A 26,085-nucleotide genomic window follows, 5' to 3' on the forward strand; every position below is an offset into this window, starting at 1 on the left:
ATGGTGCCGTTCTCCCCCCGATGAGGGGACGCAGCGGCACTACTTGACGAGCGAAGAGATCTGGAAGATCGGAAGGTAGAGCGCGACGATCATGCCGCCGACAACGACACCCAGGAAGGCGATGAGCAGCGGCTCGATCAGCGAGGTCAGCGCCTCTGTCGTCGTCTCGACCTCGTTGTCGTAGAAGACGGCGATCTTCTCGAGCATGATCTCCATCGAACCCGCATCCTCACCGACTGCGATCATCTGCGAGACCATCGACGGGAAGACCTTTTCCCGCTCCAGCGGGCCCGCTATCGAATCGCCTTTACGGACAGCTTCAGAAACGCGCCCGAGTGCATTCTGAACGACGTGATTACCGGAGACCTGCCCGGCGATCTGTAATGCCTGGAGAATGGGGACACCAGCCCCGATCATGCTCGACAGGTTCCGCGAGAAACGAGCCATCACGATCTTCTTGTTGAGATCGCCGAACACGGGCAAACGCAACTTCATGGGGTCGACGAAAGCTCGCACCCGAACGGTGTTCTTGTTTGCGCGCCACCAGAAGGCACCGACGATGAGGACGACTGCGAGGACCGGACCGACGTACACCATCGCATGTGACAGGTACACGAGCATGAGCGTCGGCAGTGGAAGTTGCCCACCGAGGGACTCGAACATGCTCTGGAAGATCGGCACGATGAAGACGAGCATGATCACGACCGCCGCGAGCGACATGAACAACACGACGACCGGGTAGGTCATCGCCGACTTGATCGTAGACCGGAGCTTGTGCTCCTTCTCGAAGTTCGTCGCGATCGAGTCCATCGCCTGGTCGAGGAACCCGCCGGTCTCCCCCGCGCGGATCATGTTGATCATGATCGGCGGGAAGTCGACGGGGTACTTCCCCACGGCGTCCGAGAAGGACACGCCCTGCTCGACCTCGTCGCGCACCTTGCCGAGGATGCCCTTGAGCTTCTTGCTCTCGGTCTGGTCGGCCAGGATCGTCAACGTGCGGAGCAGTGACAGCCCCGACGACAGCATCGTCGACGCCTGCCGGGACATGATCGCGAGGTCCTTGAGACCGACGCCCTTCTCGAAGCCTGGGATCTTGATCTCGGTCTGCAGACCGGTGCCGGCCTTGGCCTCGGTGATCGCGATCGGCGAGACGCCCATCCCCCGGAGCCGCTGGACGACGGCCCCCTCGGAGGCGGCGTCGAGCCGACCCTTGACGAGCTTGCCGGAGCCGTCGCGGCCCCGGTAGTCGAACGCGAGGGACATCAGTAACCTCCGGAGAACTTGTCGCCGAAGTCGATCCCGCTCGCGGCGATCGCGTCGGCGGACGCGTCGGACGGTGATTCGACGCGCTGCACCAGCCGGTCGAAGCCCTCGAGGTCGTGGACCTTCTCGAGCGCCGCCTTGCGGGTGATGGTGCCCACGTTGACCAGTTCGGCCAGGTCCTGGTCCATGGTGTGCATGCCCGCGTCCCGCCCGGCCTGCATGGCCGAGGTGATCTGGTACGTCTTGCCCTCGCGGATGAGGTTTCCGATGGCGGGGGTGGTCTTCATGATCTCGGTGGACACGATGCGCCCGGTGCCGTTCGCCTTCGGGACGAGGGTCTGGCAGACGACACCTTCGAGCGTCGCCGCGAGCTGCGTGCGGATCTGCCCCTGCTGGTGCGGCGGGAAGACGTCGATGACGCGGTCGATCGTGCCGGGAGCGCTCTGCGTGTGCAGGGTCGCGAAGACGAGGTGGCCGGTCTCGGCGGCGGTCAGCGCGACCGAGATTGTCTCGAGGTCGCGGAGCTCGCCGATGAGGATGACGTCCGGGTCCTGGCGGAGGACGTGCTTGAGCGCGCGGGCGAAGGAGTGGGTGTCCGCTCCGACCTCCCGCTGGTTGATGATCGCCTTCTTGTGCTCGTGCATGAACTCGATCGGGTCCTCGACCGTGACGATGTGGTCGGCACGGGTCTCGTTGACGAGGTCGATGAGCGCGGCGAGGGTCGTCGACTTGCCGGATCCGGTCGGCCCGGTGACGAGGACGAGTCCGCGGGACAGCTTGGAGAACTCCCCGACGTGCTCGGGGATGCCGAGCTGCTTGAGCGTCTTGATCTTCGTGGGGATGATGCGGAAGGCCGCTCCCCAGTTGCCGCGCTGCTGGTAGAAGTTCACGCGGAAGCGGTACTCCGGCGAGAGCGAGTACGCGAAGTCGAGTTCCTGCTCCTGGTCGAACTGCGCCGCCTGGTCACCGGACAGGAGTGTCTTGAGGGCGGCGATGACCTTGTTGCGGGCCCACGGGCCTCCCGGCACGGCGGGTCGGAGCGACCCGTCGACCCGCACGGTCGGCGGGGCGTCCGCGGTCACGTGCAGGTCCGATGCGCCCTGGTAAACGACCTGCGCGAGGGCGGTGATGAGGTCGGAGTCGGCCACCTCGCGCGCGTGGCGGGTGAAGTTGATCTCGGGGCTGCCGGTCGGCGTGACCACCTGGGTCGGCGCGTGCGACGCGACGCTCGGGAGGCTCGTGGTCGCGGCCGCGGGCGCCACCGGCAACCGCTCGGTCGCCTGGTACGGGTCGTAGCCGTAGCTGGCGGTCGACGGCGGGACCGCGGCCGGCGGGGTCGCCGGCACGGCCTGCGGCTGCGCGACGGGGACGGCGACGGGCTGCCCGACCGGCGCGGACCATGCGGCCAGGTCGTCGCCGAGGTCGTAGACGGCCGCCGACGACACGGGTGCCGCGGCGGGCGGGTACGAGGTCGGTGCCGCCTGCGCGGCCTGCGCGAGGCGTGCGGCACGGCGACCGCCGACCTCGACCCCGGGCATGCCGGGCGTCCCGGGGTGCCAGCCAGCCACCGGCTCGTCGCTGGCGGGCGTCACGTCGTAGACGGACTCGGTCATCTGCTCGTCCTCCAGGGCTACGCGACCACGCGCAGGATCTCGTCGACGCTCGTGAGTCCGAGCTTGACCTTCTCCCACCCGTCCATCCGGAGGGTGAGCATGCCCTGCTGCTGGGCGACACGGCCGATCTCCGCGCTCGAGGCACGGGCGACGGCGAGCCGCTCGATCTCCTCCGTGACGGTCATCACCTCGTGCAGTGCGATGCGTCCGCGGTACCCGGTGTTCGAGCACACAGCGCAGCCGAGGGGGGCGAAGAAGTCCGGGACGGCGGCGTTGGGCGCGTCGAGGAACCCGAGGGCGTGCAGCTGCTCGGCCTCGTACACGGCGGGCACCTTGCAGCGGTCGCACAGCTTGCGTGCGAGGCGCTGGGCGACGACGCAGTCGAGGGCCGATCCGACGAGGAACGGTTCGATGTCCATCTCCGTGAGGCGCGTGACGGCCGAGGGAGCGTCGTTCGTGTGCAGGGTGGAGAGCACGAGGTGGCCGGTGAGGGACGCCTCGATCGCGATCTGCGCGGTCTCGTGGTCGCGGATCTCACCGAGGAGCACGACGTCCGGGTCGGACCGGAGGATGCTCCGGAGTGCGGACGCGAACGTCAGACCGGCCTTCGGGTTGACCTGCACCTGGTTGACGCCGGCCATCCGGTACTCGACCGGGTCCTCGACCGTGATGACGTTGATCTCCGGCTTCGCGACGGCGTTCAGCGTCGTGTACAGCGTCGTGGACTTGCCGGAACCGGTCGGGCCGGTGACCAGGATCATGCCGTACGGCTTCGAGTAGGACTTCTGGTACGCCGCCGCGTTGCGGTCGAGCAGGTTGAGGTCCTTGAGGGTCAACGACGTGTTCGTGTTGTCGAGGATCCGCATGACGACCTTCTCGCCCCACACGGTCGGCAGGGTCGCCACGCGCAGGTCGATCTGCCGACCACCGTGCCGCACGGACATACGGCCGTCCTGCGGCTTCCGACGCTCGGCGATGTCGATGTCGCTCATGATCTTGAGCCGGCTGATGACGCCGTTCTGGATGTTCTTCGGCGCCGGGGTCATCTCGTGCAGCACGCCGTCGATGCGGTAGCGGACCCGGACCTCGTGCTCGCCGGGCTCGATGTGGATGTCGGACGCGTGGTCCTGGATCGCCTGGGACACGAGCAGGTTCACGAAGCGCACGATCGGCACGTCGTCCAGGGAGCCGTCGCCGATGTCCGCCTGCTGCTCGTTCGAGCGCGAGGCCTCTTCCTCGAGCGAGGAGGTGAGGTCGTTGAGCTCGTCGTCGGCACGGAGGTACCGGTCGAACGCGGCGAGCAGGTCGCGCTCGTCGACCTGCAGGGGCTTGATCGGGCGACCGGAGGCCGCGCGGGCGTCGTCGATCGCCAGGACGTTCGCCGGGTTCACCATGGCGAGCACGAGGGTCTCCCCCTCGAACCCGATCCCGAGGACCGAGTGCCGGCGGCAGAGCGGTGCGGGCAGCACCGAGACCGCGGTGCCGTCGACCGGGTAGTCGGTCAGCGGGACGGTCTTCGAGTTGTGCGAGGCGGCGCGCGCGGTGATGTACTGCGCCTCGCTCACCACGCCCTGTTCGACCAGGGAGCGGATCGCCTGCTCGTCGACGTCCTCGTGGCCGGTCATGGCGTCGAGGTACTCGATGGGGAGCGCACCGTTGAGGATGAGGATCTCGGACAGGGTTGCCATGAGCCCTGTACCTCCTTGCTGCCGGGCGCGCCGAAGCGGCGTGGTTCGATGCGCGCCGCCAGGGGTACGACGCTCGTCCACGGTACGTCCGGGCACGCTCCCGGAGCAGTCCCAGAAGGAGGGGGCGGAGGAGTTGGTGCTGGACCCAGAACAGGGGTACCGACGGGTATCGAGGTGACGGCGAACGCGCATGACCGACAGCATCAGCCCCACCGATCGCGTCGCGTTCCCGACCGGATCGTCCTGTGGACGGTCGGCGCGCGGAACCGGCTGTGGCGGGGAAGTCGCGACCCCTCGACGCGCCCGGTGAGCAGGGACCATGATGAGGCATGGACATCACGAGCGTGACCGTGGGGCTGCCCGTCACCGACCTCGAGGCGTCCTGCCTCTGGTACGGCGCGGTGTTCGAACGGCTCGAGCCGGACCTCGAACCGACTGAGGGCGTCGTCGAGTACGAGGTCGGCGGAATCTGGATCCAGCTCCTCGAGGACCCCGATGCCGACGTCACCCCGGCGACCGTCCGCTTCGGCGTCGACGACGTGGCCGCCCAGCACGTCCGGATCGCCGCGCTGGGCATCGACGTGGGTCCGGTCGAGTGTGTCGACGGTGCGGTCGACTGGTTCGACGTCCGCGACCCGGACGGCAACGTCCTCAGCCTGTACTCGCTCGCCGACGAGCGCGGGCGCGGATCGGGTGGCCGCGACAGCGGCGCCGGTCGCTCTGTCTAGAAATCTAGACCGCAGGCCGGGAGGCCCGTGACGGGGCCGCCCCGGGCCTCCCGTCCGGCTCCGCCTACAACGGGCTCCGCCCACTACGGGGAAGGGCCCCGCATCCTGACGGATGCGGGGCCCTTCCTGGGGGTCACTCGGTTCAGTTGTACGTACCCGGCGTGAAGTCGTCCGACGAGAAGCTGTCGAAGTCGACGAAGCTCAGGTCGGCGTCCGAGAACGACGAGTCGTCCGCGAAGATGCGGTTCGGGTACCGCTCCGCCTTCGCTTCCTCCGTCGCGTTCACGTCCACGTCGCGGTACCGGCTGAGGCCCGTGCCGGCGGGGATGAGCTTCCCGATGATGACGTTCTCCTTGAGGCCGACGAGCTGGTCCTGCTTGCCCTCCATGGCCGCCTGCGTCAGGACGCGGGTGGTCTCCTGGAAGGACGCGGCGGACAGCCACGACTCGGTCGCGAGGGACGCCTTCGTGATGCCCATGACCTCCTGGCGAGCCGAGGCGGTCTTGCGACCCTCCTGCAGCGCCGCCCGGTTGATCGCGTTGTAGCGCGACCGGTCGACGAGCTCACCCGGCAGCAGGTCGGTGTCGGCGTGGTCGACGACGGTGACCTTGCGGAGCATCTGGCGGACGATGACCTCGATGTGCTTGTCGTGGATCGGCACACCCTGCGAGCCGTACACGTCCTGCACGCCGTTGACCAGGTGCTTCTGGACCTCACGGACACCCTTGACCCGGAGGACTTCCTTCGGGTCGACGGTGCCGGCGATGAACTGCTCGCCGAGCTCGACGTGCTGCCCGTCCTCGATGAGGAGGGTCGCACGCTTGAGCACCGGGTAGATGAACGGCTCGTCGCCGTTGTCCGGCGTGAGGATGATCCGACGACCCTTGTCCGTGTCCTCGATCGTGGCGCGGCCGGGGGCCTCGGCGATCGGGGACGCGCCCTTCGGGGTGCGGGCCTCGAAGAGCTCGGTCACGCGGGGCAGACCCTGCGTGATGTCGTCGGCCGAGGCCGAACCACCCGTGTGGAAGGTACGCATCGTCAGCTGGGTACCGGGCTCACCGATGGACTGGGCGGCGATGATGCCGACCGCCTCACCGATGTCGACCAGGTTGCCCGTGGCGAGCGAGCGGCCGTAGCACTGCGCGCAGACACCGACGGCCGACTCGCAGGTCAGGACCGAGCGCACCTTGATGCTCTCGACACCGGCAGCGAGCAGCTTGTCGAGGAGGACGTCACCGACGTCCTCGCCGGCCTCGGCCACCACGGTGCCCGAGGCGTCGACGGCCTCGGTCGCGAGGGTGCGCGAGTAGACGGTGTTCTCGACGCGCGGGTCGCGGACGAGCCCGCCGTCCGCACCGACCGTCGCGATCGGCAGCTCGAGGCCACGGGTCGTCCCGCAGTCGTCCTCACGGATGATGACGTCCTGCGACACGTCCACGAGACGACGGGTCAGGTAGCCCGAGTCAGCGGTACGGAGTGCCGTGTCCGCCAGACCCTTGCGAGCACCGTGCGTGGCGATGAAGTACTCCGCCACGGTCAGGCCCTCGCGGTACGAGTTGATGATCGGGCGGGCGATGATCTCGCCCTTCGGGTTGTTCACCAGACCACGCATACCGGCGATGTTGCGCACCTGCAGCCAGTTACCACGAGCACCGGACGACACCATGCGGTTGATGGTGTTGTCGACCGGGAAGTTGTCGCGCATCTCCTGCGCGATCTCGTTCGTGGCCTCGGTCCAGATCTTGATCAGGTCGGCGCGACGCTCGGAGTCGGTGATCAGACCCTTGTCGAACTCGCCCTGCACCTTGGCGGCCTGGACCTCGTAGCCCGCGATGATCTCCTTCTTGCGAGGAGGCGTCACGACGTCCGACAGGGCGACGGTCACACCGGAGCGGGTGCCCCAGTAGAAGCCGGCGTCCTTGATCCGGTCGAGCGCGGCGGCCGTCTCGGTCTTGGAGTAGCGCTCGGCGAGGTCGTTGACGATCGCGGAGAGCGTGCCCTTGTCGGTGACCCGCTGCACGAACGGGTAGTCCGCCGGCAGGGTCTCGTTGAAGAGCGCGCGGCCCAGGGTGGTCTCGAGGAGGATCGGCTGACCGACCTCGTAGCCCTCCGGCGCCTCACCCTCGGCGAAGTGGACACCCGTCATGCGGATCTTCACCATCGCGTTGAGGTGCAGCGTGTTCTGGTCCTTCGCGAGGATCGCCTCGGCGACCGAGGAGAACGCCCGGCCCTCACCCACGGCGCCCTCGCGGACGGTCGTCAGGTGGTGCAGACCGATGATCATGTCCTGCGCGGGCAGGGTCACCGGACGGCCGTCGGACGGCTTGAGGATGTTGTTCGAGGCGAGCATCAGGATGCGGGCCTCGGCCTGGGCCTCGACCGACAGCGGCAGGTGCACGGCCATCTGGTCACCGTCGAAGTCCGCGTTGAACGCAGCACAGACCAGCGGGTGGAGCTGGATGGCCTTGCCCTCGACGAGCTGCGGCTCGAACGCCTGGATGCCGAGACGGTGCAGCGTGGGCGCACGGTTCAGCAGCACGGGGCGCTCGCGGATGATCTCCTCGAGCACGTCCCACACCTGGGCGCGCGAACGCTCGACCATGCGCTTGGCCGACTTGATGTTCTGCGCGTGCGACAGGTCGATCAGGCGCTTGATGACGAACGGCTTGAACAGCTCGAGCGCCATCTGCTTGGGCAGACCGCACTGGTGGAGCTTGAGCTGCGGGCCGACGATGATGACCGAACGGCCCGAGTAGTCGACGCGCTTGCCGAGCAGGTTCTGGCGGAAACGACCCTGCTTGCCCTTGAGCATGTCGCTCAGGGACTTCAGGGCGCGGTTGCCGGTACCCGTGACCGGACGTCCACGACGACCGTTGTCGAACAGCGCGTCGACCGCTTCCTGCAGCATGCGCTTCTCGTTGTTCACGATGATCTCGGGGGCACCGAGGTCGAGCAGGCGTCGGAGACGGTTGTTGCGGTTGATCACACGACGGTAGAGGTCGTTGAGGTCCGACGTGGCGAAGCGGCCACCGTCGAGCTGCACCATCGGGCGGAGCTCCGGCGGGATGACCGGCACGACGTCGAGCACCATCGCGGCCGGCGAGTTGCCGGTGGCGAGGAAGGAGCTGACGACGCGCAGGCGCTTGATCGCACGGATCTTCTTCTGGCCCTTGCCCTCGGCGATCTGCAGACGCAGCGCCTCGGCCTCGGCGGCCAGGTCGAAGGCCTCGAGCCGCAGCTTGATCGCCTCGGCGCCCATGTAGGCGTCGAAGTAGATCCCGAAGCGGTCCTGGAGCTCGTGGAAGACGGCGTCCTCGGGCTTGAGGTCGCCCACCTTGAGGTTGCGGAAGTCCTCCCACACGCGCTCGAGGCGGGTGATGTCCTCGTCGAAGGACTTGCGGACCTGGGACATCTCCTTCTCGGCGGTGTCCTTGGTCCGGCGCTTCACGTCGGCCTTGGCGCCCTCCTCTTCAAGGGCTGCGAGGTCGTCCTCGAGCTTCTTGAGGCGGTCGGCGATGATCGAGTCGCGCTGGTTCTCGAGGTTCTTGATCTCGAGGCGCATCTCGTTCTCGAGGCCGGGCATGTCGGCGTGACGGCCCTCCTCGTCGATGCTGATGATCATGTACGCGGCGAAGTAGATGACCTTCTCGAGGTCCTTCGGCGCCATGTCCAGCAGGTAGCCCAGGCGCGACGGGACGCCCTTGAAGTACCAGATGTGCGTGACGGGCGCGGCGAGCTCGATGTGGCCCATGCGCTCACGGCGGACCGAGGACTTGGTGACCTCGACGCCGCAGCGCTCGCAGACGATGCCCTTGAAGCGGACACGCTTGTACTTGCCACAGGCGCACTCCCAGTCGCGGGAGGGACCGAAGATCTGCTCGCCGAACAGACCGTCCTTCTCGGGCTTCAGGGTGCGGTAGTTGATGGTCTCCGGCTTCTTGACCTCGCCGTACGACCACTGGCGGATGTCCTCGGCGGTCGCGAGACCGATCCGAATGGCATCAAAGGAAGTTGCTTCGAGCAATGTTCTTCTCTCTTGCTGAGTTCGAAACGTGTTCGGTACGGGAGGGATCAGATGTCGTCGACGGACGACGACTCGAACCGCGAGGAGATGTTGATGCCGAGCTCTTCAGCGGCACGGAAGACCTCGTCGTCCGTGTCGCGGAGGCTGACCGCCTGGCCGTCCGCCGAGAGGACCTCGACGTTCAGGCAGAGCGACTGCATCTCCTTCATGAGGACCTTGAACGACTCCGGGATGCCGGGCTCCTGGATGTTCTCGCCCTTGACGATCGCCTCGTAGACCTTCACGCGGCCGAGGATGTCGTCGGACTTGATCGTCAGGAGCTCCTGGAGGGCGTACGCGGCACCGTATGCCTCGAGCGCCCACACCTCCATCTCACCGAAGCGCTGTCCACCGAACTGCGCCTTCCCACCCAGCGGCTGCTGCGTGATCATCGAGTACGGGCCGGTCGAACGGGCGTGGATCTTGTCGTCGACCAGGTGGTGCAGCTTCAGGATGTACATGTAGCCGACCGAGACGGGCTCCGGGAACGGCTCGCCGGAGCGACCGTCGAAGAGCTGCGCCTTGCCCGAGGAACCGATCAGGCGCTCGCCGTCACGGTTCGGGAGCGTGGAGTCGAGGAGGCCCTCGATCTCGCGCTCGTACGCACCGTCGAACACCGGGGTGGCGACCTTCGTGCCGGGGGCTGCGCTGTGCGCGGCCTCGGGCAGGGCGGAGGCCCACTCCTGGATGCCCTCGACGTTCCAGCCCTGCTTCGCGAGCCACCCGAGGTGGATCTCGAGGACCTGGCCAAAGTTCATGCGGCCGGGGACGCCGAGCGGGTTGAGGACGATGTCGACCGGGGTGCCGTCCGCGAGGAACGGCATGTCCTCCACGGGCAGGATCGTCGAGATGACGCCCTTGTTGCCGTGGCGGCCGGCGAGCTTGTCACCCGCGGTGATCTTGCGCTTCTGGGCGATGTAGACGACCACGCGCTGGTTGACGCCCGAGCCGAGCTCGTCGTCGCCGTCCTGCGAGTCGAACACCTTGACGCCGATGATCGTGCCCTCTTCACCGTGGGGCACCTTGAGCGAGGTGTCGCGGACTTCGCGCGACTTCTCGTTGAAGATGGCACGGAGCAGGCGCTCCTCGGCACTCAGCTCGGTCTCGCCCTTCGGCGTGACCTTGCCGACCAGGATGTCGCCGGGGCGGACCTCGGCACCGATCCGGATGATGCCGCGCTCGTCGAGGTCGGCCAGGAGGTCCGGGCTGACGTTCGGGAGGTCGCGGGTGATCTCCTCTTTCCCGAGCTTCGTGTCGCGGGCGTCGACCTCGTACTCCTCGATGTGGATCGAGGAGAGCGTGTCGTCCTTCACGAGGTTCTGCGACAGGATCATCGCGTCCTCGTAGTTGTAGCCCTCCCACGGCATGAACGCGACGAGGAGGTTCTTGCCGAGCGCGAGCTCGCCGTTCTCCGTCGCGGGGCCGTCGGCGATGACCTCGCCCTGCTCCACACGCTCACCGGCGCTGACGATCACGCGGTGGTTGTAGCTGGTGCCCTGGTTCGAGCGGTCGAACTTGCGCAGGTAGTAGGTCTGCGTGCCGCCCTCGTCGAGCTGCAGGGTCACGGCGTCGGCCGAGACCTCGGAGACGACGCCCGCCTTGTCGGCGGTGACGACGTCCCCGGCGTCGATGGCGGTGTAGCCCTCCATGCCGGTGCCGACGAGCGGCGACTCGGAGCGGAGGAGCGGCACGGCCTGGCGCTGCATGTTCGCACCCATGAGGGCGCGGTTCGCGTCGTCGTGCTCGAGGAACGGGATGAGCGAGGTCGCGACCGACACCATCTGGCGCGGCGAGACGTCCATGTAGTCGACCTCGTCCTTGCCGACGAGCTCGACCTCCCCGCCCTTCTTGCGGACGAGCACCTTGTCGTCCTGGAAGTGGAAGTCGTCGGTCAGCGGGGCGTTGGCCTGCGCGACGACGAAGTCGTCCTCTTCCGAAGCCGTGAGGTAGTCGATGGTCGTGGTGACCTGACCGTTCACGACCCGGCGGTACGGGGTCTCGATGAAGCCGAAGGAGTTGATCCGACCGAAGGACGCGAGCGAACCGATCAGGCCGATGTTCGGGCCTTCCGGGGTCTCGATCGGGCACATGCGGCCGTAGTGCGACGGGTGGACGTCGCGGACCTCGACGCCGGCACGCTCACGGGAGAGACCACCCGGGCCGAGGGCCGACAGACGCCGCTTGTGCGTCAGGCCCGCGAGCGGGTTGTTCTGGTCCATGAACTGCGACAGCTGGCTGGTCCCGAAGAACTCCTTGATCGCAGCGACGACGGGACGCACGTTGATGAGCGTCTGCGGCGTGATGGCCTCGATGTCCTGCGTGGTCATGCGCTCGCGGACGACGCGCTCCATGCGGGACAGACCCGTGCGGACCTGGTTCTGGATGAGCTCGCCGACCGCGCGGATACGACGGTTGCCGAAGTGGTCGATGTCGTCCACGTCGAGGCGGAGCTGGACCGGCTCGCCGTCACGGATGCCGTCCATCGTGGTGCGCTCGGCGTGCAGCGACACGAGGTACTTGATCGTCGCGACGATGTCCTTGACGGTGAGCACCGAGTCGGACAGCGGGGCGTCGATGCCGAGCTTGCGGTCGAGCTTGTACCGACCGACCTTGGCCAGGTCGTAGCGCTTCGGGTTGAAGTAGAAGTTGTCGAGGAGCGCACGCGCGGCCTCGGCGGCGACCTGCTCGCCCGGACGGAGCTTCCGGTAGATGTCCTTGAGCGCCTCTTCCTTCGTGAGGACGGCGTCCTTCTCGAGGGTCGACTCCATGGACGCGAAGCCCTGGAACTCCTCCATGATCTCTTCGCTCGTCAAGCCGAGGGCCTTGAGGAAGACGGTCACGGACTGCTTGCGCTTGCGGTCGATGCGCACGCCCACCTGGTCGCGCTTGTCGATCTCGAACTCGAGCCACGCACCGCGCGACGGGATGATGCGAGCGGAGTAGATGTCCTTGTCGGACGTCTTCTCCTGGGCGCGCTCGAAGTACACGCCCGGCGAGCGGACGAGCTGCGAGACGACGACACGCTCGGTGCCGTTGATGATGAACGTGCCGCGCTCGGTCATGAGCGGGAAGTCGCCCATGAAGACCGTCTGCGTCTTGATCTCACCCGTCATGTGGTTCATGAACTCGGCGTTGACGTACAGCGGAGCGGCGTAGGTCTTGCCGCGCTCCTTGCAGTCGTCGATCGAGTACTTCGGGTCCTCGAGCTCCGGCGACGTGAACGAGAGCTGCATGGTCTCGCCGAGGTCCTCGATCGGGGAGATCTCCTCGAAGATCTCCTCGAGGCCGGAGTGCAGCGCGAGGTCGGTGCGACCCTGCTCCTGCCCTTCGGCGAGGCGGGCCTTCCATGCGTCGTTGCCGACGAGCCAGTCGAAGCTCTCCGTCTGGAGGGCGAGCAGATCAGGAACCGTGAGGGTGTCCGTGATCTTGGCGAACGAGAGTCGCGAGTGGTTGCGACCGTTCTTGGGGTTGGTGGATGCGTTGGGCGCAGCAGCCAAGGGTTTGACCTCCGGTAGGCCCCGTCGGGCCGACACTGACGAGCAGTGTGTAGGTGAGTGGATTGATCGCTCGGCGCAACCCGATGATCACGACACGAGTACGGTGAGGCTCCGGGTCCGGAGCCGCCTGTGGGATGATCGGTGAGCGGGCCCCGCCGCCATATACGGGACCGGCATCACCAGGCGTGTTCTGCGAAGCACCTGCTGAGAGGCGTCTTCGAGGAACTCGGTCGACCGCAATATGACGACACGGATGCCAGGGAGCGCGAACTGTCATCATAGGTCGGGGACGAGTGCGCTGTCCAGTCCTGGCTTGACCGAGATCGAGTCCGGCGTGTATAAGCCCCGCCGGGCCGGTCTCATTCCCCCGCGCGGTCACCGCCGGCGGCCCCCTCGCCGAGTGCACGGACCGCGTCGCACGGTCGGTCGCTCCGCACGAAGGTCGTCCGCCCCGCGTCGTCGGTGATCTCCACCCCGGGCCCCGGCGTCAGCACGAGTGCCCGGCGGCGGCGCCCGATCCGGAGACCGACCCCGCCGTAGGTGGCGGCGTCCGCCTCGGTCACCCGGACCCTCGTGATCCGCCGTCTGGCGATCCGGCGGGGCGGGAGCGGCCGGAAGTGCAGCACGACGGCGTCCTCGGTGACGGTGAACCCGGCGCGGGCGGCGAGGGCGAGTGCGCCGACCACGACGGCGACGAGCCCGGGGACGACGAGCGCCGACTCGGGCGCGTCCCCCGGCCAGGCGAGGACCGCCGCCGTCAGCGCGAGCCCGGCGGCCAGGACGACCCCGCCGACGACGCGCATCCAGACCGGCGCGCTCTGGCGGTCCTCGACGAGCGGCCGGGAGGCCCGCCCCGGCTCCGTCGTGCGGCGTGCGCGAGCGGTCGCGCGCGCCGGATGTCCGGCGCGTCCGGGTCGGACGGGGATCGAGAGGGTGTCGGTGGACATGGTCGGGCTCCTTCGGGCGCGGGACGCCCGGACGTGGTGCGGCGGTGCGGGGCGGACGGCGGCACGGCGAGGAGGCCCGCGACGAGGGCGGGGCTCGTCGTCGGGCTGCGTCCGGAGCGGTCGGGAACGGCGGCGGACGGGCTCCGGTGGGACCGGGGCGGGCGTCGACGGCGTCGGGCCGACCGTGGCGACGGACACGACCGGGGGTGGGGGTGGTCACGTCGTTCGTCGCCCGAGGACACCGGGACGGTACGTTCTGCACCTCGGCGTCTCCTGACTGTCCATGCAGAGGCATGGATCAGCGGCGGCCAGCGTCCATCGGACGACCGGTCGGCCGGCGCGCGTGCGGTTCGTATCCTGGTCGCATGCCCAGTCTCTCGAGCGAGGAGCTCTCCAGCTGGATCGCGGAGTTCCGTGCGCACGACGCCGGCGACGCTGCCGACCCACGGGCGATCGACGTGTCGTGGGACGGTTCCCTCATCGACACCGCGCTCATCGTGGCCCGGCTGGGCACGTCCGGCACCGAGGTCTACCTGAAGCGTGAGATCGGCGGCTCGCCGGAGTGGACCGTGACGTTCGAGGCCCGCGAGACCGACGCGCAGGTCTCCGCGGAGCAGGTGATGACCCTGGCCACCGAGGTCCTGGCGGTCGGCCGGCTGTGCGCGTTCCTCACGGAGCGGACCGCGCAGCACCTCCGCGAGGTCGCGGGCCGCGATGGTGTTCCATCGACCCATGGCTGATGCGTTCGACGGGTTCCGGGTCGGTGCTGGGTACGCGGTGGTCGAGCCGGACAAGCACCGGCCGGGCTCGTTCACCCTGGTGGTCGACGGCACGCCGCAGTCACACGTCGACCTCGAGGACCCGACACACCTGGCGTTCGAGTACATCCGGCGGATCGGGCACGCGATCGACCTCCTGCCGCCGGGGCCGGTCACCGCACTGCACCTCGGCGCCGGCGCATTGACCCTGCCGCGGTACGTCGCGGTCACCCGACCGGGTTCGCGGCAGCAGGTCATCGAGGTCGAGCGGGACCTGATCGACCACGTGCGGGACGCCCTGCCGTTCCCCCGCGGCGCCTCGATCCGCGTGCGGTACGGCGACGCCCGCGAGGTCCTCGAGAAGCTGCCGGCCGGTCTCCGCGGCACCGTGGACCTGGCCGTCGTCGACGTCTTCAGCGGCGCACGCACCCCCGCGCACGTGACGAGCGTGGAGTTCTACCGCTCGGTCGCCTCCTTCCTGTCCCCGACCGGCATGGTCGCGGTGAACGTCGCCGACGGTGCCGGCCTGGCCTTCGCCCGTGGGCAGGCAGCGACGCTGCAGTCGGTGCTGCCGTCCGTCGCGGTGGTCGCGGACACCGGGATGCTCAAGGGCCGGCGGTTCGGCAACATCGTGCTGCTCGGGTCCCCCGGTGCCCTGCCGATCGCGGAGATGCCGCGGCGGTACTCCTCCGACCCGCTGCCGAGCAAGGTCGTGCACGGCGACGAGCTGCGGTCCTTCATCGCGGGGGCGCCCATCGTCACCGACACCACGGCCGTCGGGTCGCCCGAGCCGAACCGGTCCGTCTTCGGCGCCTGAGCAGCGGCTGCGGACGGCGTCCCTCGCGGTGCGGACGCTGCCAGGATGGGGGCACGCCGCGCCAGCGCGCGACCGCACACCACGAGGAGGCCGCCGATGACCAACGACGATCGCACCCCAGCCCCGCAGGGCCACGGCGAGCAGGACCAGCCGCGCTACGGCGAGCGCATCACGCCCGAGCACGGTTCGGCACCGCGGTACGAGGACCAGCCGACGCAGCAGTACGGCCAGCAGTCCGCGCCGCAGTGGGGCCAGCAGCAGCACGGCGACCAGCAGTACGGGCAGCAGCAGCACGGCGACCAGTACGGGCACCAGCAGCACGGGCAGCAGCAGTACGGGCAGCCGCAGCAGTGGGACCAGCAGCACGGCGCCGCTCCCGCCTGGCAGGCGCACGACGGCTCGGTGAAGCGGAAGCGCACCCTGGGGGTCGTGGCGTTCGGCCTGGGGATCGTGGCCCTCGTGCTCGGTGCCGTCGGCGGCTGGTTGTTCGGCAGCGGCATCGGGGCGAGCGAGTCGTTCCGGGAGCTCATGCGCAGCGGCGGATCCGGCACCGTCGACCAGCAGCAGATGTCGCAGGAGCTCATGTCGGACCCCGCCGTGATGGGCGCCGTCGGCAGCGCCTTGGTCGTGGCGGGCATCGGCTTCGTCATCGGGCTCTGGGCCCTCGTGCAGGGCATCATCGCCACCGCCACGGGACGCGGCCGGGTGTGGGGCGTCCTGGCGATCGTCCTCGCCGTCCTCGCCGGCATCGCGTTCTTCGTCGCCTACGGCGCCTCGATCGCCGCCGCCGTCGCCGGGGCTCGCTGACCGCTCGACGCCGACCGACACGGCCCGTCCCGGTGCATCCGGGGCGGGCCGTGCGCGTTCCGTGCGCGTGGCACGGGGACCTCAGGGGATCGCGCGGATACCCTCGACCGTGATGTCCCTCCCGCCCGACGAACGCCGAGACCACGACCGGACCGACCAGGCCCGGGAGCCCCGTCATGCCGCCCCGGTGACCGCCGGGGTCAGCCCGGGCAGCACCTTCGCGCCGATCAGCCTCCGCCCGGCCGTCGACGTCCAGGTCGTGCAGGACCGCCTGCGCGACCTCGGCCAGAGCCGGAGCACCGACGCCCTCGCCGAGCGCGCCGAACTGCTCCGTCTGCTCGGCCGCCTGGACGAGTCGCTCACCGTGGCCGAGGAGGTGTTCCGGCTGACGATGTTCACCGGGGAACGCCAGGACAAGGTCGGCGCACGCATCCGCCGCGCCCACGTCCTGCACGACCTCGGGCGCTACGAGCGCGCCGCCACCGAGGCCTCGATGGCGCGCGACACGGCCGCGACCGAGGAGTGGCCGGAGCTGGAGGGCGCCGCCGCCGAACTCGAGGGCTGGTCCCTCTACGAGCTCTCCCGGTTCGAGGAGGCACGCGCCGTCCTCAGCCGCGCGTACGACGCCTTCCGCGCTGCCGGAGCACCGTCCGAGCGCACCGAAGCGCTCCGCACGGCCGTCGAGGCCGCACTCCGGGCCTCCATGGCGCAGCCCGCCCCGGAGCCGGAGGCCGCTCGACCGCGGACCGCCCGCGAGGTCGCGGTCCGCACCGAGGGCGAACCGCAGACGCGCATGGCCGAACCGGAGAAGCAGATCCCGCCGATCCGACGCCGCGTGCTCGGTGCACCCGACGCCGCCCGGACCGAGGGCGACTCGCTCTGGGGCCGCCTGTCCGCCCGGAAGGACCGGTCCGACGAGGGCCAGGGTCCGCTCGGGGAGCAGTGACCGCACTCGACCACGTCCGGTCCCGGGCTGCCGAGCTGATGGGCGCCCACCTGCCCGACGGCTCCTGGACCTTCGCGTTCGACAACGCGAAGACCCGAGCCGGCCAGTGCGACTTCGCCCGGCACCGCATCACCGTGAGCCGGCACCTCGCCGTCCGGTTCGCTCCCGACGACGTCGAGCAGGTCCTCCTGCACGAGATCGCGCACGCCCTGAGCGGGCCACGCGCCGGCCACGGGCCCTCGTGGCGCCGGACGGCACGCGCCCTGGGGTACACCGGGTCGCGACTGCACGACGGACCGATCGCGAGCGAACTGGCGCCGTGGGTGGGGCACTGCCCGGCCGGACACGAGCACTTCCGGTACCGGACCCCCACGCGCCCGCTGGCCTGCGCCCGGTGCTCGCGCCGGTTCGACGAGCGGAACGTCATCGCATGGACGCGACGCCTGCCCGGGACGACGGAGACGACTAGCCCAGCCCCGGCAGATCGTGTCGGAGGCGCGCCGCACACCCGTTAGCCTGGGCGGATGCGAACAGGGCAGGACATCCGGACCGATGCCGGGTCCTCGTGGTTCTTCGACGCGGGACGCATCGCCCTGGACTTCGCGCACACCGGCGGGTTCACCGACGACCCCGACCGGCGCCGTCCGCGCGGGCACCTCGGTGAACTGCTCGCGACCCCGGCCGACCTGGACGAGTGGCTCGGCCTGCACACCGAACCGATCGACGTCGGCGCCACCGCGCGCGAACTGCAGGACGCCCGTGCGCTCCGCGCCGCGATCGCCCGCCTCGCCGTCGCCGCAGCACCCGCCGCCGCCGACTCCGCGGGCGAGCGCACCGCCGTCGCCGCGGGCCTCCGTGCCGGGACCGGACGCACCCGTCCCGTGCCGGACGACATCGACACCGTCAACCTGTTCGCCGCACTGCCGGACGTGCCCCCGAGCCTCCCGGGTGGTCGACGCCGTGCCGGGGCGAACCGCGTCCGGCTCGCGCAGGCGCTCTCGAGCGTCGCCCGCGACGCCGTCGCCCTGCTCACCGAGGTCGGCTTCGACGACCTCGAGGCCGAGGGCCGGTCCGCGCGGCTCAGCCGGTGCTCCGCGCCGGACTGCGGCCTGGTGTTCTACGACTCCTCGCGCGGCGGCACCCGACGCTGGTGCTCCATGCAGCGCTGCGGGAACCGGGCGAAGGTGCGTGCGCACCGGGCCCGCCGCGCAGGCGTCTGACCGACACCGAGCTGCGAGCAGCGGGTCCGGCAGCGGGTCCGGCAGCGGGCCGCGGTCCGCCCGATCTGGCGCGGCACCGAAACCCTGGATTCGGTGCACCGAACTCTCTGGCATGCTGACCGCATGACGGACACCGCCGCCCCGGTCGTGAGCCAGCGCCCGCCCGGTCGACGTGCCGCCGGGCTCGGACTGCTCGGACCGGCCTTCGTCGCCGCCATCGCCTACGTCGACCCGGGCAACGTCGCCGCGAACCTCACCGCCGGCGCCCGGTACGGGTACCTGCTGCTCTGGGTGCTCGTGGCCGCCAACGCGAGCGCGGTCGTGGTGCAGTACCTGTCGGCGAAGCTCGGCATCGTCACCGGGAAGTCGCTGCCGGAACTGCTCGGCCTGAAGATGCGCCGCACGCCGCGCCTGCTGTTCTGGGCGCAGGCCGAGGTGGTCGCGGCGGCGACCGACGTGGCCGAGGTCATCGGCGGCGCACTCGCCCTGCACCTGCTCTTCGGCGTGCCCCTCGTCGCCGGCGGGCTGATCACCGGCGTCGTCTCGATGGCGATCCTCCTGCTGCAGAACCGCCGGGGCGCCCGGACCTTCGAGGCGGTCGTCACGGCGATGCTCGCGGTCCTCACGATCGGGTTCTGCGCCGGGCTGCTGTTCGCGCAGGTGTCCCCCGACGAGCTCGTCGCCGGCATCGCGCCCCGGTTCGCCGACTCCGGGTCCGTGCTGCTCGCCGCCTCGATGCTCGGCGCGACCGTCATGCCGCACGCCGTGTACCTGCACTCCGCCCTGGCCCGCGACCGGCACGGGGACGTCCCGGCCGGTCCCGAACGGCACCGGATCCTCGTCGCCACCCGCTGGGACGTCGGCCTGGCCCTGGTCGTGGCCGGCGGCGTGAACATCAGCATGCTCGTCCTCGCCGCCGCCACGCTGCAGGGCGTCGACGGCACCGACTCGATCCCCGGGGCCCAGCGGGCCATCGCCGAGAACGTCGGTCCGGTCGTCGGGGTGCTGTTCGCGATCGGACTGCTCGCGTCGGGGCTGGCGTCGACCTCGGTCGGCTGCATGGCCGGCGCGGAGATCATGCACGGGCTGCTGCGCGCGCGGGTGCCGCTCGTGGTGCGGCGGCTCGTCACGCTCGTCCCCGCGATCGTCCTGCTCGCGCTCGACGCCGACGCCACCCAGCTGCTCGTCATCAGCCAGGTCGTGCTGAGCTTCGGCATCGCGTTCGCGATCGTGCCGCTCGTCGCCTACACGTCCCGGCGGAGCGTGATGGGTGCCGACGTCAACGCCGTCGGCACCCGGGTCGTGGCCTGGCTCATCGCCACGGTGATCGTCGCCCTCAACGTGGCGCTCATCGTGCTCACCGTCACGGGCTGAGCCGCGCGGCTGCTAGGAGACCCGCACGTCCTTCCAGAACGCCACGTAGCCGCTGTAGTCCTGGCCGACGCGGTCGAACGACGACGGGATCGGCTCCGGGTAGGACCAGGCGTTGTCCACGTGCTCCTGCCCGTCGACCGTCACGGTCCAGTACTGGGTGTCGCCCTTCCACGGGCAGTGGTACTGGGTGGGGCTCTCGCTGAACAGCTCGGTCTTCACGCTCGCCGGCGGGAAGTACCAGTTGCCCTCGATCTGGATGAGGTCCGCCTCCGGGGCCTCCGCGATGACGGTGTCGCCGATCACTGCCTGCATGACTTCCTCCTCGTTCCGGCCGTCGGTCCGACGGCGTCCGACCGGGACCCTACGCCCGTGCGGTGGACGGTCGCAGCGTGACCAGGTCGGGACCCACGGCGAGCGCCGCGTGCACCTGCTCGGCGCCGAGCACGGCGGCGGACTCGGAGGCCGTGACGAGGTGCTTCGCCGCCCGACGGAGGCCCGTCCAGGCGGCGCACGCCGCCGCGGCCTCCGGGGACGTGTGGTCGATGCCGGACTCGACGAGCGCGTCGACGACCGCGCCGGCGCCGAGCAGGTCCTCCACGGCGAACTCCGGGACCGTCCGGACGTCCGGTGCCTCGCCCGCCTCGGCGGCCGCGTCGCCGCCGACGGGTCCGTCGACGTGGCCGGCCGCGACCACCGCGACGACGCAGCGGTCGCCCCGCTCGGCCTGGAGGCGCGCCACCCGTCCGGCGACCGCCGCGGTGTTGCCGAGGTGGCCGAGCACGACCTCCGGCCCGTCGGGCAGCTGCCCGAGCGGCACACCACGGTGGTCGTCGCTGCGGACGTCATCGGGGCGGACGTCGTCGGGGAGGGCGGCCGCAGGGAGCACGTCCACCCACACGAGCAGGTGCGCGTCGGCGGCGACCCGCGCCGCTCCCGGGACACCCCACCCGAACCGCACCTGGTACCGCTGCTGTCCTCGTTCCTGCACGCCGACACGATAGTCGCGGCGGGGCCTCGGCCGGTCACGCTCCGAGCGGTCCCGCGCAGCTGCCGTGTCCGGTGTGCCCGGTACGATCCCCTGCCATGGAGACCGACCCCGCGCCCACCCTCACCGGCGACCGCGTCACGCTCGAGCCCCTGTCGCACGAGCACGCGGACGACCTGCGGGCGGCCGTCGCGGACGGCGACCTCTGGCGCGCCTGGTACACCCGCGTGCCCGCGCCGGCGGGGGTCGACGAGGAGGTCGACCGGCGACTCGCCGAGCAGGCCGCCGGTCGGATGGTGCCGTTCGCCGTGCGGGACCGCCCCACCGGACGGGTCGTCGGCGCCACCACGTTCCTCGACATCGACCGGGACAACCGCCGGGTCGAGATCGGTGCGACGTTCCTCGGCGCCTCCGCCCAGCGCACCGGCATCAACACCGAGGCGAAGCTGCTCATGCTCTCGCACGCCTTCGACGTGTGGCAGTGCATCGCGGTCGAGTTCCGGACGCACTGGCACAACACCCGGTCCCGCGCCGCCATCGCGGGCCTCGGCGCGAAGCAGGACGGGGTGCTCCGGAACCACGCCCTCGGCCGCGACGGCAGCCTCCGCGACACCGTGGTGTTCTCGGTCATCCAGTCCGAGTGGCCGACCGTCCGGCTCTCCCTCGCTGAACGTCTGCGCAGCCATGACCGCGCAGAAGGGTCGCGCCGCCGCTCCGCCCGGCACGCCTGACGGTCCCGGCGGTGGCCCTCCCGCCGCCGACGCCGTGCCGTGCCCGCGCCCGTGCCCGTGCCCGCGCCCGTGCCCGCGCGACGGCACCCCAGCACGCCCGGGTAGCGTCCGCCCCATGCACGTCGGACTCCGCATCGAACTGGACGCACCCGTGGACGCCGTCCGGGACGCCCTCCTCCGGCCGTCCGTCATGGTCGCCGTCACGAAGCCGTTCCTGGTCTACCGGTCGCTCGACCCCGACGGGTTCCCCGAGCACTGGACACCGCACGACCCGCACCCGATCAGCGCGTCGACGTTCGGTGTCCTCCCGAGCGGCTCGAGCCACGTCGACATCGACCTGCACGAGACCGAGGGCGTCCCCGTGCAGGTCGACCGCGGCGGCGGCACGAGCGGGCTGTTCGCCCGGATGGACATGCGCCACCGGATGGCCGTCTCCGCGCTGCCGGGCGGGCGCACGCTGTTCCGCGACCGGCTGACCTACCGGACCCGGCCGGCGCTCCTCGGAGTGGCGCTCTGGCCCGGTATGTGGGTCATCTGGCAGTGGCGGGCGTTCCGGATGCGGGCCCTCGCGCCCACCTGGCGGGCGTGACCCGAGCAGACCCCGCGACCGCGCCTCCAGGCCCGGAGCGGCGTCACCGGCCGGGCGTACGCTCGGCGACGTGACCCAGACGGAGACCGCCGACCGCGTCCGAAGCACCCTCGCCACCGTCGACTGGCGGCGTCGGACCTTCGACCTGTACCGGCGGGCGCGGGCCGCCGCGACCCCCGAGGCCGCACACGCGCTGTGGCGCGAGGGTCGCGACGCCATGTTCGCCGGACACCCCGCGAGCCCGCTCCTCCCCGAGGACGCAGCCGCGTTCTCGTCCCTCCCCGTCCCCGACTACGACCCCGCGTGGCGCTTCCGGCTCCGCATCGAGGAGGCGGCCCCGCAGTCGCTCGACGTCGAGACCGGCACCGACGGCGTCGTGCACTTCGACCGCCTCGGCGTCGTGGAGGTCCCCGGCGTCGGCACGCTCGACGTGTGGTCGCACGGCGGCTACGCGGGCGGGCTGTTCGTCCCGGTGAAGGACGCCGGTGCCGGGAAGCCCGGCGGGACCTACGGCGGCGGCCGCTACCTGCTCGACACCATCAAGGGCGCGGACCTCGGCGGCGTCGACGGGGAGCTCGTGCTCGACTTCAACTTCGCGTACAACCCGTCGTGCGCGTACGACCCGGCGTGGGCGTGCCCGCTCGCGCCGCCCGGCAACACCGTGCCCGTGGCGATCCCGGTCGGCGAGCGGTACGGCTCCTAGGGTGGACCGCATGTCGGGATTCGTCGCGATCGACGCCGGCGGCCGCGTGCCGCCCTTCGAACAGGTGCGGTCGCAGCTCGCCGCGCAGATCACCGCCGGCTACCTCGTGGACGGCGAGCGGCTGCCGAGCGTCCGCGGGCTCGCCGCCGAGCTCGGGCTCGCAGCCGGCACGGTCGCCAAGGCCTACCAGCTGCTCGAGGAGGCCGGGCTCGTGCACACCGCGCGAGGCGCCGGCACACGCGTGGTGCGACCGGCCGAGGTGCCGGAGAGCGTCACCGCCGCGGCGGCCGCGCTCGTGACTGCTGCGCGCGAGGCCGGCCTGTCGGCGGACCAGGCGGCCGCCGCGCTGCGGGACGCCTGGCCGGCGTAGCGGTCCGGAGCGCGCCGACTCCGCGCCGGGCGACACCGCTCGTACCGGGAGGCGCGTGTCCCGTCGCCGAGTGCGATCGGTGCCCGCGGCGCGACGCTCAGCAGTGCTCGAAGACGTACCCGTCGTCGCCGGCCGGCACGAGGTCCCGGTCGCGGAGGATCGTCATGCGTGGGCGGTCCGGCATCGCACACACGTCCGACCAGTCCTGCTCCAGCGTGTCCGCGTACTCGACGTCCACCACGCGGTCGCCGTACACGTCCGTGTAGGCGGCGCACTCGTCGTACTGCACGCACTCCTCGGCCACCGCGAAGTCGAACCCGGTGCGCTGCTGCCCGACCGTGCCGAGCTGCGGGGTGTTCTTCTGCGCGGCGGCCAGACCCTCGTCGTGCGCCGCCCGGACGAGCGCGGCGGCGAGCGCGAGGTTGCCGGAGCGGGTGAGCCTGCCGCCGGACCGGGTCCAGGAGTCGAGGTTGTCGAACTCGACGGCGTCGAACCCACGGTCCGCGCACCGGGCGATCGTCCGCCCGAGGACCGCGGTGATGGTCGCGCGCGCCGCTGCCGTCCGGGTGTCGAGCAGCATCTCGTCCGGCCACCCCGGATCGCGCACGGGGGTGCCGGCCGCCGTCCGGAGGACCGCTCCCGGGTGGTCGGACAGCCAGGAACCGCGGTCACCGGGCTGGGTCTGGAAGCCGTTGACGTAGCAGATGCCGTACGTGTCGGCTGCCGGTCGCTCGGTGCTGTCCCGTGCGACGACGGTGACGCCGGCGGGCGGGGCGTACCCGCCGCCGAGCTGGTAGTCGGGGATGCCGGTCGTCGGGAGCGGCCGGGGAGCCGCAGCGGCGGACCCGTCGGCGTGCGCGGTGGCACCACCCGCCAGCGCGGTCTCGCCGCCCGCGCCCGCACAGCCCGCCGAGGCGAGGGTGACGAGGGTCACGAGGGCGGCCATGACGACGGGGATCCGGGTGCGCACGAGGCATCCTCGCACGCTCATCGCGAACGCCCCCTCCCGCTCCGGGTCCCCGGCCCGCTATGCTGGGACCACTCGAGGCGCCGATCGCCTCGTGCGTCGTACGGACGCCCCCGAAACTCCCGGTGTCCCGCACCGAGCCCCAGCGGCTCACACGCGGAACCGACACCGATGTATCGCGCACCTCCCCTCCTCCCGGAACCCGTCCGGGAAGACGGAACCGGTGCCAGGCTCTCTGCTGCGGCGACAGCACCCGTCCACCAGCGCCGTCTCCTCCGGGACACGGACCGCTCACGGGTGCGCTCCCGCCCGCGCCGGCCTCGACCGCGCGCCTTCCCGGCCGGCAACGGCCCGAGAGGTCACCATGACCACCCAGAACACCACACAGGACCCCCACACCGCCGACGTCCGGTTCGCCGACCTCGGTGTCCCCGCCCCGATGGTCGACGTCCTCGTCGGCCAGGGCAAGGAGAACGCCTTCCCGATCCAGGTCGACACGCTCCCGGACTCGCTCAAGGGCAAGGACGTGCTCGGCCGTGGCCGCACCGGCTCCGGCAAGACGATCGCGTTCGCGATCCCCCTCGCCGCCCGTCTCGCCGCCGCACCCCGCCAGCGCCGCGCCGGTCGCCCCCGTGCCCTCGTGCTCGCCCCGACCCGTGAGCTCGCGACCCAGATCGACGCGACGCTCGCCCCCCTCGCCAAGGCGATGGGCCTCAACACCACGACCATCTTCGGTGGCGTCGGCCAGGGCCGTCAGGTCGAGGCGCTCAACCGCGGCGTCGACATCGTCGTGGCCTGCCCGGGTCGCCTCGCCGACCTGATGCAGCAGGGCCACGTGCACCTGGACGCCATCGAGGTCACCGTCCTCGACGAGGCCGACCACATGGCCGACATGGGCTTCCTGCCCGGTGTGACCAAGATCATGCAGGCGACGCCGGTCAAGGGCCAGCGCCTCCTGTTCTCCGCCACGCTCGACAACGGCGTGGACAAGCTCGTCAAGAAGTTCCTGCACGACCCGGTGATGCACTCCGTCGACGACGAGACCAGCCCGGTCGAGGCGATGACCCACCACCTGTTCGAGGTCGCCGACGCCGACGCGAAGAAGGACCTCGTCAAGGCCCTCGCCTCCGGCACCGGCCGCCGCATCCTCTTCATGCGCACGAAGCACCACGCCAAGCGCCTGGCCAAGCAGCTGTCGAGCCAGGGCATCCCGGCCGTCGACCTGCAGGGCAACCTGTCGCAGGGTGCCCGTGAGCGGAACCTCGCCCGGTTCTCCTCCGGCGACGCACTCGTCCTCGTGGCCACCGACGTCGCCGCCCGCGGTGTGCACGTCGACGCCGTCGAGCTCGTCGTGCACGTCGACCCGCCCACCGAGCACAAGGCGTACCTGCACCGTTCCGGCCGCACCGCCCGTGCCGGTTCTTCGGGTGACGTCGTCACGGTGGCGATGCCCGCCGAGCGTCGTGACGTCGCGCAGATGATGCGCGCCGCAGCGATCAAGGTCACCCCGCAGCAGGTGACCGCGACCTCCCCGGCCGTGACCGAGCTCGTCGGCGAGGTCGCCCCGTACCGCGAGGACACCACCCCCGTGGTCCAGCAGCAGCAGCCGCGTCGCCAGTCCTCCGGTGACGCCGCCGGCCAGGGTCGTGGCCGCTCGCGTGGTCGTGGCGCCCCCGTCGGTGGCACTGGCGGCCGGTCGGGAGGCTCGTCCTCCGCCGGGCGCTCCGCTGCCGGCACCGACACGGCTGGTTCGGGTTCCCGTCGTGGTGGTCGGTCCGACGCGGCCGGTCGCGACGACCGCCGTGGCGCGTCGACCGGCGGTGCCGCCTCCGGCCAGCGCCGTGGCGCACCGCGCCGCGCCGCTTCCGACACCACCCGCGGCGGTTCCGCGTCGGTGTGGTCGTCGGACGGCGGCTACGCCGCCGGTCGGTCCCCGCGTGACGACGCTGCGCCCGCAGCCCGTCGTGGTGGGTCCCGCCGCGCCTCCCGTCCGGCCGGCAGCGGTCGCTGACCCGGTCC

At 70.8% G+C, this 26,085-nt stretch carries 22 protein-coding genes; 13 read left to right on the forward strand and 9 right to left on the reverse strand.

Going from position 1 to position 26,085, the window contains the following annotated elements; genetic code table 11:
- Nucleotides 1-39 precede the first annotated feature (39 nt).
- The 3 genes from DEJ34_RS14575 to DEJ34_RS14585 are packed head-to-tail and all read right to left on the reverse strand — an operon-like array spanning nucleotide 40 to nucleotide 4,564.
- Nucleotides 40-1,263: a type II secretion system F family protein gene (locus DEJ34_RS14575; RefSeq protein ID WP_110910529.1), complete on the reverse strand. Its 1,224-nt coding sequence runs from the start codon at nucleotides 1,261-1,263 to the stop codon at nucleotides 40-42.
- A complete protein-coding gene (locus DEJ34_RS14580) occupies nucleotides 1,263-2,876 on the reverse strand; it encodes a type IV pilus twitching motility protein PilT (RefSeq protein ID WP_284180690.1) in 1,614 nt (537 codons plus the stop codon). Before DEJ34_RS14580 ends, DEJ34_RS14575 begins: the two co-directional genes overlap by 1 nt.
- A 17-nt stretch (nucleotides 2,877-2,893) precedes the next feature.
- The gene (locus tag DEJ34_RS14585) at nucleotides 2,894-4,564 is read right to left on the reverse strand and encodes a GspE/PulE family protein (RefSeq protein WP_110910530.1); all 1,671 of its coding nucleotides are present in this window, start codon (nucleotides 4,562-4,564) and stop codon (nucleotides 2,894-2,896) included.
- A gap of 329 nt (nucleotides 4,565-4,893) precedes the next feature.
- Between DEJ34_RS14585 and DEJ34_RS14590 the strand changes: the two genes are divergently transcribed.
- Nucleotides 4,894-5,292, forward strand: a complete 399-nt coding sequence (locus tag DEJ34_RS14590; RefSeq protein WP_110910531.1) for a VOC family protein — start codon at nucleotides 4,894-4,896, stop codon at nucleotides 5,290-5,292.
- A 142-nt stretch (nucleotides 5,293-5,434) separates the two neighbouring features.
- Here the strand turns inward: DEJ34_RS14590 and DEJ34_RS14595 are convergent, their stop codons facing one another.
- From DEJ34_RS14595 to DEJ34_RS14605, 3 genes are all read right to left on the reverse strand, one after another.
- Entirely contained in the window at nucleotides 5,435-9,316 is a 3,882-nt protein-coding gene (locus DEJ34_RS14595; RefSeq protein WP_110824268.1) for a DNA-directed RNA polymerase subunit beta', read from the reverse strand.
- Nucleotides 9,317-9,363: 47 nt separating this feature from the next.
- Complete coding sequence (rpoB, locus tag DEJ34_RS14600) at nucleotides 9,364-12,852, reverse strand: DNA-directed RNA polymerase subunit beta (RefSeq protein WP_110824269.1); 3,489 nt, start codon at nucleotides 12,850-12,852, stop codon at nucleotides 9,364-9,366.
- A gap of 359 nt (nucleotides 12,853-13,211) precedes the next feature.
- Nucleotides 13,212-13,799 carry a hypothetical protein gene (locus DEJ34_RS14605; RefSeq protein WP_110900396.1) on the reverse strand — a complete coding sequence of 196 codons (588 nt, stop codon included), beginning with the start codon at nucleotides 13,797-13,799 and terminating at the stop codon, nucleotides 13,212-13,214.
- A 365-nt stretch (nucleotides 13,800-14,164) separates the two neighbouring features.
- On the opposite strand from DEJ34_RS14605, the gene DEJ34_RS14610 reads away from it, so the two are divergent.
- From DEJ34_RS14610 to DEJ34_RS14640, 7 genes are all read left to right on the forward strand, one after another.
- Nucleotides 14,165-14,539, forward strand: a complete 375-nt coding sequence (locus tag DEJ34_RS14610; protein WP_110824271.1) for a hypothetical protein — start codon at nucleotides 14,165-14,167, stop codon at nucleotides 14,537-14,539.
- Entirely contained in the window at nucleotides 14,532-15,374 is an 843-nt protein-coding gene (locus DEJ34_RS14615) for a spermidine synthase (RefSeq protein ID WP_110910532.1), read from the forward strand. Before DEJ34_RS14610 ends, DEJ34_RS14615 begins: the two co-directional genes overlap by 8 nt.
- Before the next feature lie 96 nt (nucleotides 15,375-15,470).
- A complete protein-coding gene (locus tag DEJ34_RS14620; RefSeq protein ID WP_110910533.1) occupies nucleotides 15,471-16,181 on the forward strand; it encodes a DUF4064 domain-containing protein in 711 nt (236 codons plus the stop codon).
- A 112-nt stretch (nucleotides 16,182-16,293) separates the two neighbouring features.
- Complete coding sequence (locus DEJ34_RS14625; protein WP_110824274.1) at nucleotides 16,294-17,127, forward strand: hypothetical protein; 834 nt, start codon at nucleotides 16,294-16,296, stop codon at nucleotides 17,125-17,127.
- Nucleotides 17,124-17,642 carry a SprT-like domain-containing protein gene (locus tag DEJ34_RS14630; RefSeq protein ID WP_258368142.1) on the forward strand — a complete coding sequence of 173 codons (519 nt, stop codon included), beginning with the start codon at nucleotides 17,124-17,126 and terminating at the stop codon, nucleotides 17,640-17,642. The genes DEJ34_RS14625 and DEJ34_RS14630 overlap by 4 nt, the downstream gene beginning before the upstream one ends.
- 9 nt (nucleotides 17,643-17,651) lie before the next feature.
- Nucleotides 17,652-18,347: a CGNR zinc finger domain-containing protein gene (locus DEJ34_RS14635; protein ID WP_110824275.1), complete on the forward strand. Its 696-nt coding sequence runs from the start codon at nucleotides 17,652-17,654 to the stop codon at nucleotides 18,345-18,347.
- 123 nt (nucleotides 18,348-18,470) lie between these two features.
- Nucleotides 18,471-19,721: an Nramp family divalent metal transporter gene (locus DEJ34_RS14640; protein WP_110910534.1), complete on the forward strand. Its 1,251-nt coding sequence runs from the start codon at nucleotides 18,471-18,473 to the stop codon at nucleotides 19,719-19,721.
- A 12-nt stretch (nucleotides 19,722-19,733) separates the two neighbouring features.
- On the opposite strand, the gene DEJ34_RS14645 is transcribed toward DEJ34_RS14640, so the two are convergent.
- On the reverse strand, nucleotides 19,734-20,033 hold the full coding sequence (locus tag DEJ34_RS14645; protein WP_110824277.1) for a DUF427 domain-containing protein: 300 nt from the start codon (nucleotides 20,031-20,033) through the stop codon (nucleotides 19,734-19,736).
- A 49-nt stretch (nucleotides 20,034-20,082) separates the two neighbouring features.
- Entirely contained in the window at nucleotides 20,083-20,709 is a 627-nt protein-coding gene (locus DEJ34_RS14650; RefSeq protein WP_110910535.1) for a hypothetical protein, read from the reverse strand.
- Between the two features lie 95 nt (nucleotides 20,710-20,804).
- On the opposite strand from DEJ34_RS14650, the gene DEJ34_RS14655 reads away from it, so the two are divergent.
- The 4 genes from DEJ34_RS14655 (at nucleotide 20,805) to DEJ34_RS14670 (ending at nucleotide 23,099) form a co-directional block, all read left to right on the forward strand.
- Nucleotides 20,805-21,437: a GNAT family N-acetyltransferase gene (locus DEJ34_RS14655; protein ID WP_110910536.1), complete on the forward strand. Its 633-nt coding sequence runs from the start codon at nucleotides 20,805-20,807 to the stop codon at nucleotides 21,435-21,437.
- Between the two features lie 115 nt (nucleotides 21,438-21,552).
- A complete protein-coding gene (locus DEJ34_RS14660; protein ID WP_110900392.1) occupies nucleotides 21,553-22,026 on the forward strand; it encodes a hypothetical protein in 474 nt (157 codons plus the stop codon).
- A 70-nt stretch (nucleotides 22,027-22,096) separates the two neighbouring features.
- The gene (locus DEJ34_RS14665; RefSeq protein ID WP_110900391.1) at nucleotides 22,097-22,729 is read left to right on the forward strand and encodes a DUF1684 domain-containing protein; all 633 of its coding nucleotides are present in this window, start codon (nucleotides 22,097-22,099) and stop codon (nucleotides 22,727-22,729) included.
- 10 nt (nucleotides 22,730-22,739) lie between these two features.
- Nucleotides 22,740-23,099: a GntR family transcriptional regulator gene (locus DEJ34_RS14670; protein WP_110900469.1), complete on the forward strand. Its 360-nt coding sequence runs from the start codon at nucleotides 22,740-22,742 to the stop codon at nucleotides 23,097-23,099.
- A 97-nt stretch (nucleotides 23,100-23,196) separates the two neighbouring features.
- Here DEJ34_RS14670 and DEJ34_RS14675 read toward each other — a convergent pair whose 3' ends face one another.
- The gene (locus tag DEJ34_RS14675) at nucleotides 23,197-24,069 is read right to left on the reverse strand and encodes an endo alpha-1,4 polygalactosaminidase (RefSeq protein ID WP_258368145.1); all 873 of its coding nucleotides are present in this window, start codon (nucleotides 24,067-24,069) and stop codon (nucleotides 23,197-23,199) included.
- Nucleotides 24,070-24,430: 361 nt separating this feature from the next.
- On the opposite strand from DEJ34_RS14675, the gene DEJ34_RS14680 reads away from it, so the two are divergent.
- Nucleotides 24,431-26,077: a DEAD/DEAH box helicase gene (locus DEJ34_RS14680; protein WP_110910537.1), complete on the forward strand. Its 1,647-nt coding sequence runs from the start codon at nucleotides 24,431-24,433 to the stop codon at nucleotides 26,075-26,077.
- Nucleotides 26,078-26,085 lie beyond the last annotated feature (8 nt).

It is taken from the genome of Curtobacterium sp. MCPF17_050 (assembly GCF_003224435.2).
Classification (GTDB): Bacteria; Actinomycetota; Actinomycetes; order Actinomycetales; family Microbacteriaceae; genus Curtobacterium.

Bases quoted from the DNA above. Each gene is read 5' to 3' on its own strand.
- DEJ34_RS14575 (WP_110910529.1), bottom strand. From the start codon at position 1,263: ATGTCCCTCGCGTTCGACTACCGGGGCCGCGACGGCTCCGGCAAGCTC.
- DEJ34_RS14580 (WP_284180690.1), bottom strand. From the start codon at position 2,876: ATGACCGAGTCCGTCTACGACGTGACGCCCGCCAGCGACGAGCCGGTG.
- DEJ34_RS14585 (WP_110910530.1), bottom strand. From the start codon at position 4,564: ATGGCAACCCTGTCCGAGATCCTCATCCTCAACGGTGCGCTCCCCATC.
- DEJ34_RS14590 (WP_110910531.1), top strand. From the start codon at position 4,894: ATGGACATCACGAGCGTGACCGTGGGGCTGCCCGTCACCGACCTCGAG.
- DEJ34_RS14605 (WP_110900396.1), bottom strand. From the start codon at position 13,799: ATGTCCACCGACACCCTCTCGATCCCCGTCCGACCCGGACGCGCCGGA.
- DEJ34_RS14610 (WP_110824271.1), top strand. From the start codon at position 14,165: ATGCCCAGTCTCTCGAGCGAGGAGCTCTCCAGCTGGATCGCGGAGTTC.
- DEJ34_RS14615 (WP_110910532.1), top strand. From the start codon at position 14,532: ATGGCTGATGCGTTCGACGGGTTCCGGGTCGGTGCTGGGTACGCGGTG.
- DEJ34_RS14620 (WP_110910533.1), top strand. From the start codon at position 15,471: ATGACCAACGACGATCGCACCCCAGCCCCGCAGGGCCACGGCGAGCAG.
- DEJ34_RS14625 (WP_110824274.1), top strand. From the start codon at position 16,294: ATGTCCCTCCCGCCCGACGAACGCCGAGACCACGACCGGACCGACCAG.
- DEJ34_RS14635 (WP_110824275.1), top strand. From the start codon at position 17,652: ATGCGAACAGGGCAGGACATCCGGACCGATGCCGGGTCCTCGTGGTTC.
- DEJ34_RS14640 (WP_110910534.1), top strand. From the start codon at position 18,471: ATGACGGACACCGCCGCCCCGGTCGTGAGCCAGCGCCCGCCCGGTCGA.
- DEJ34_RS14645 (WP_110824277.1), bottom strand. From the start codon at position 20,033: ATGCAGGCAGTGATCGGCGACACCGTCATCGCGGAGGCCCCGGAGGCG.
- DEJ34_RS14655 (WP_110910536.1), top strand. From the start codon at position 20,805: ATGGAGACCGACCCCGCGCCCACCCTCACCGGCGACCGCGTCACGCTC.
- DEJ34_RS14660 (WP_110900392.1), top strand. From the start codon at position 21,553: ATGCACGTCGGACTCCGCATCGAACTGGACGCACCCGTGGACGCCGTC.
- DEJ34_RS14670 (WP_110900469.1), top strand. From the start codon at position 22,740: ATGTCGGGATTCGTCGCGATCGACGCCGGCGGCCGCGTGCCGCCCTTC.
- DEJ34_RS14680 (WP_110910537.1), top strand. From the start codon at position 24,431: ATGACCACCCAGAACACCACACAGGACCCCCACACCGCCGACGTCCGG.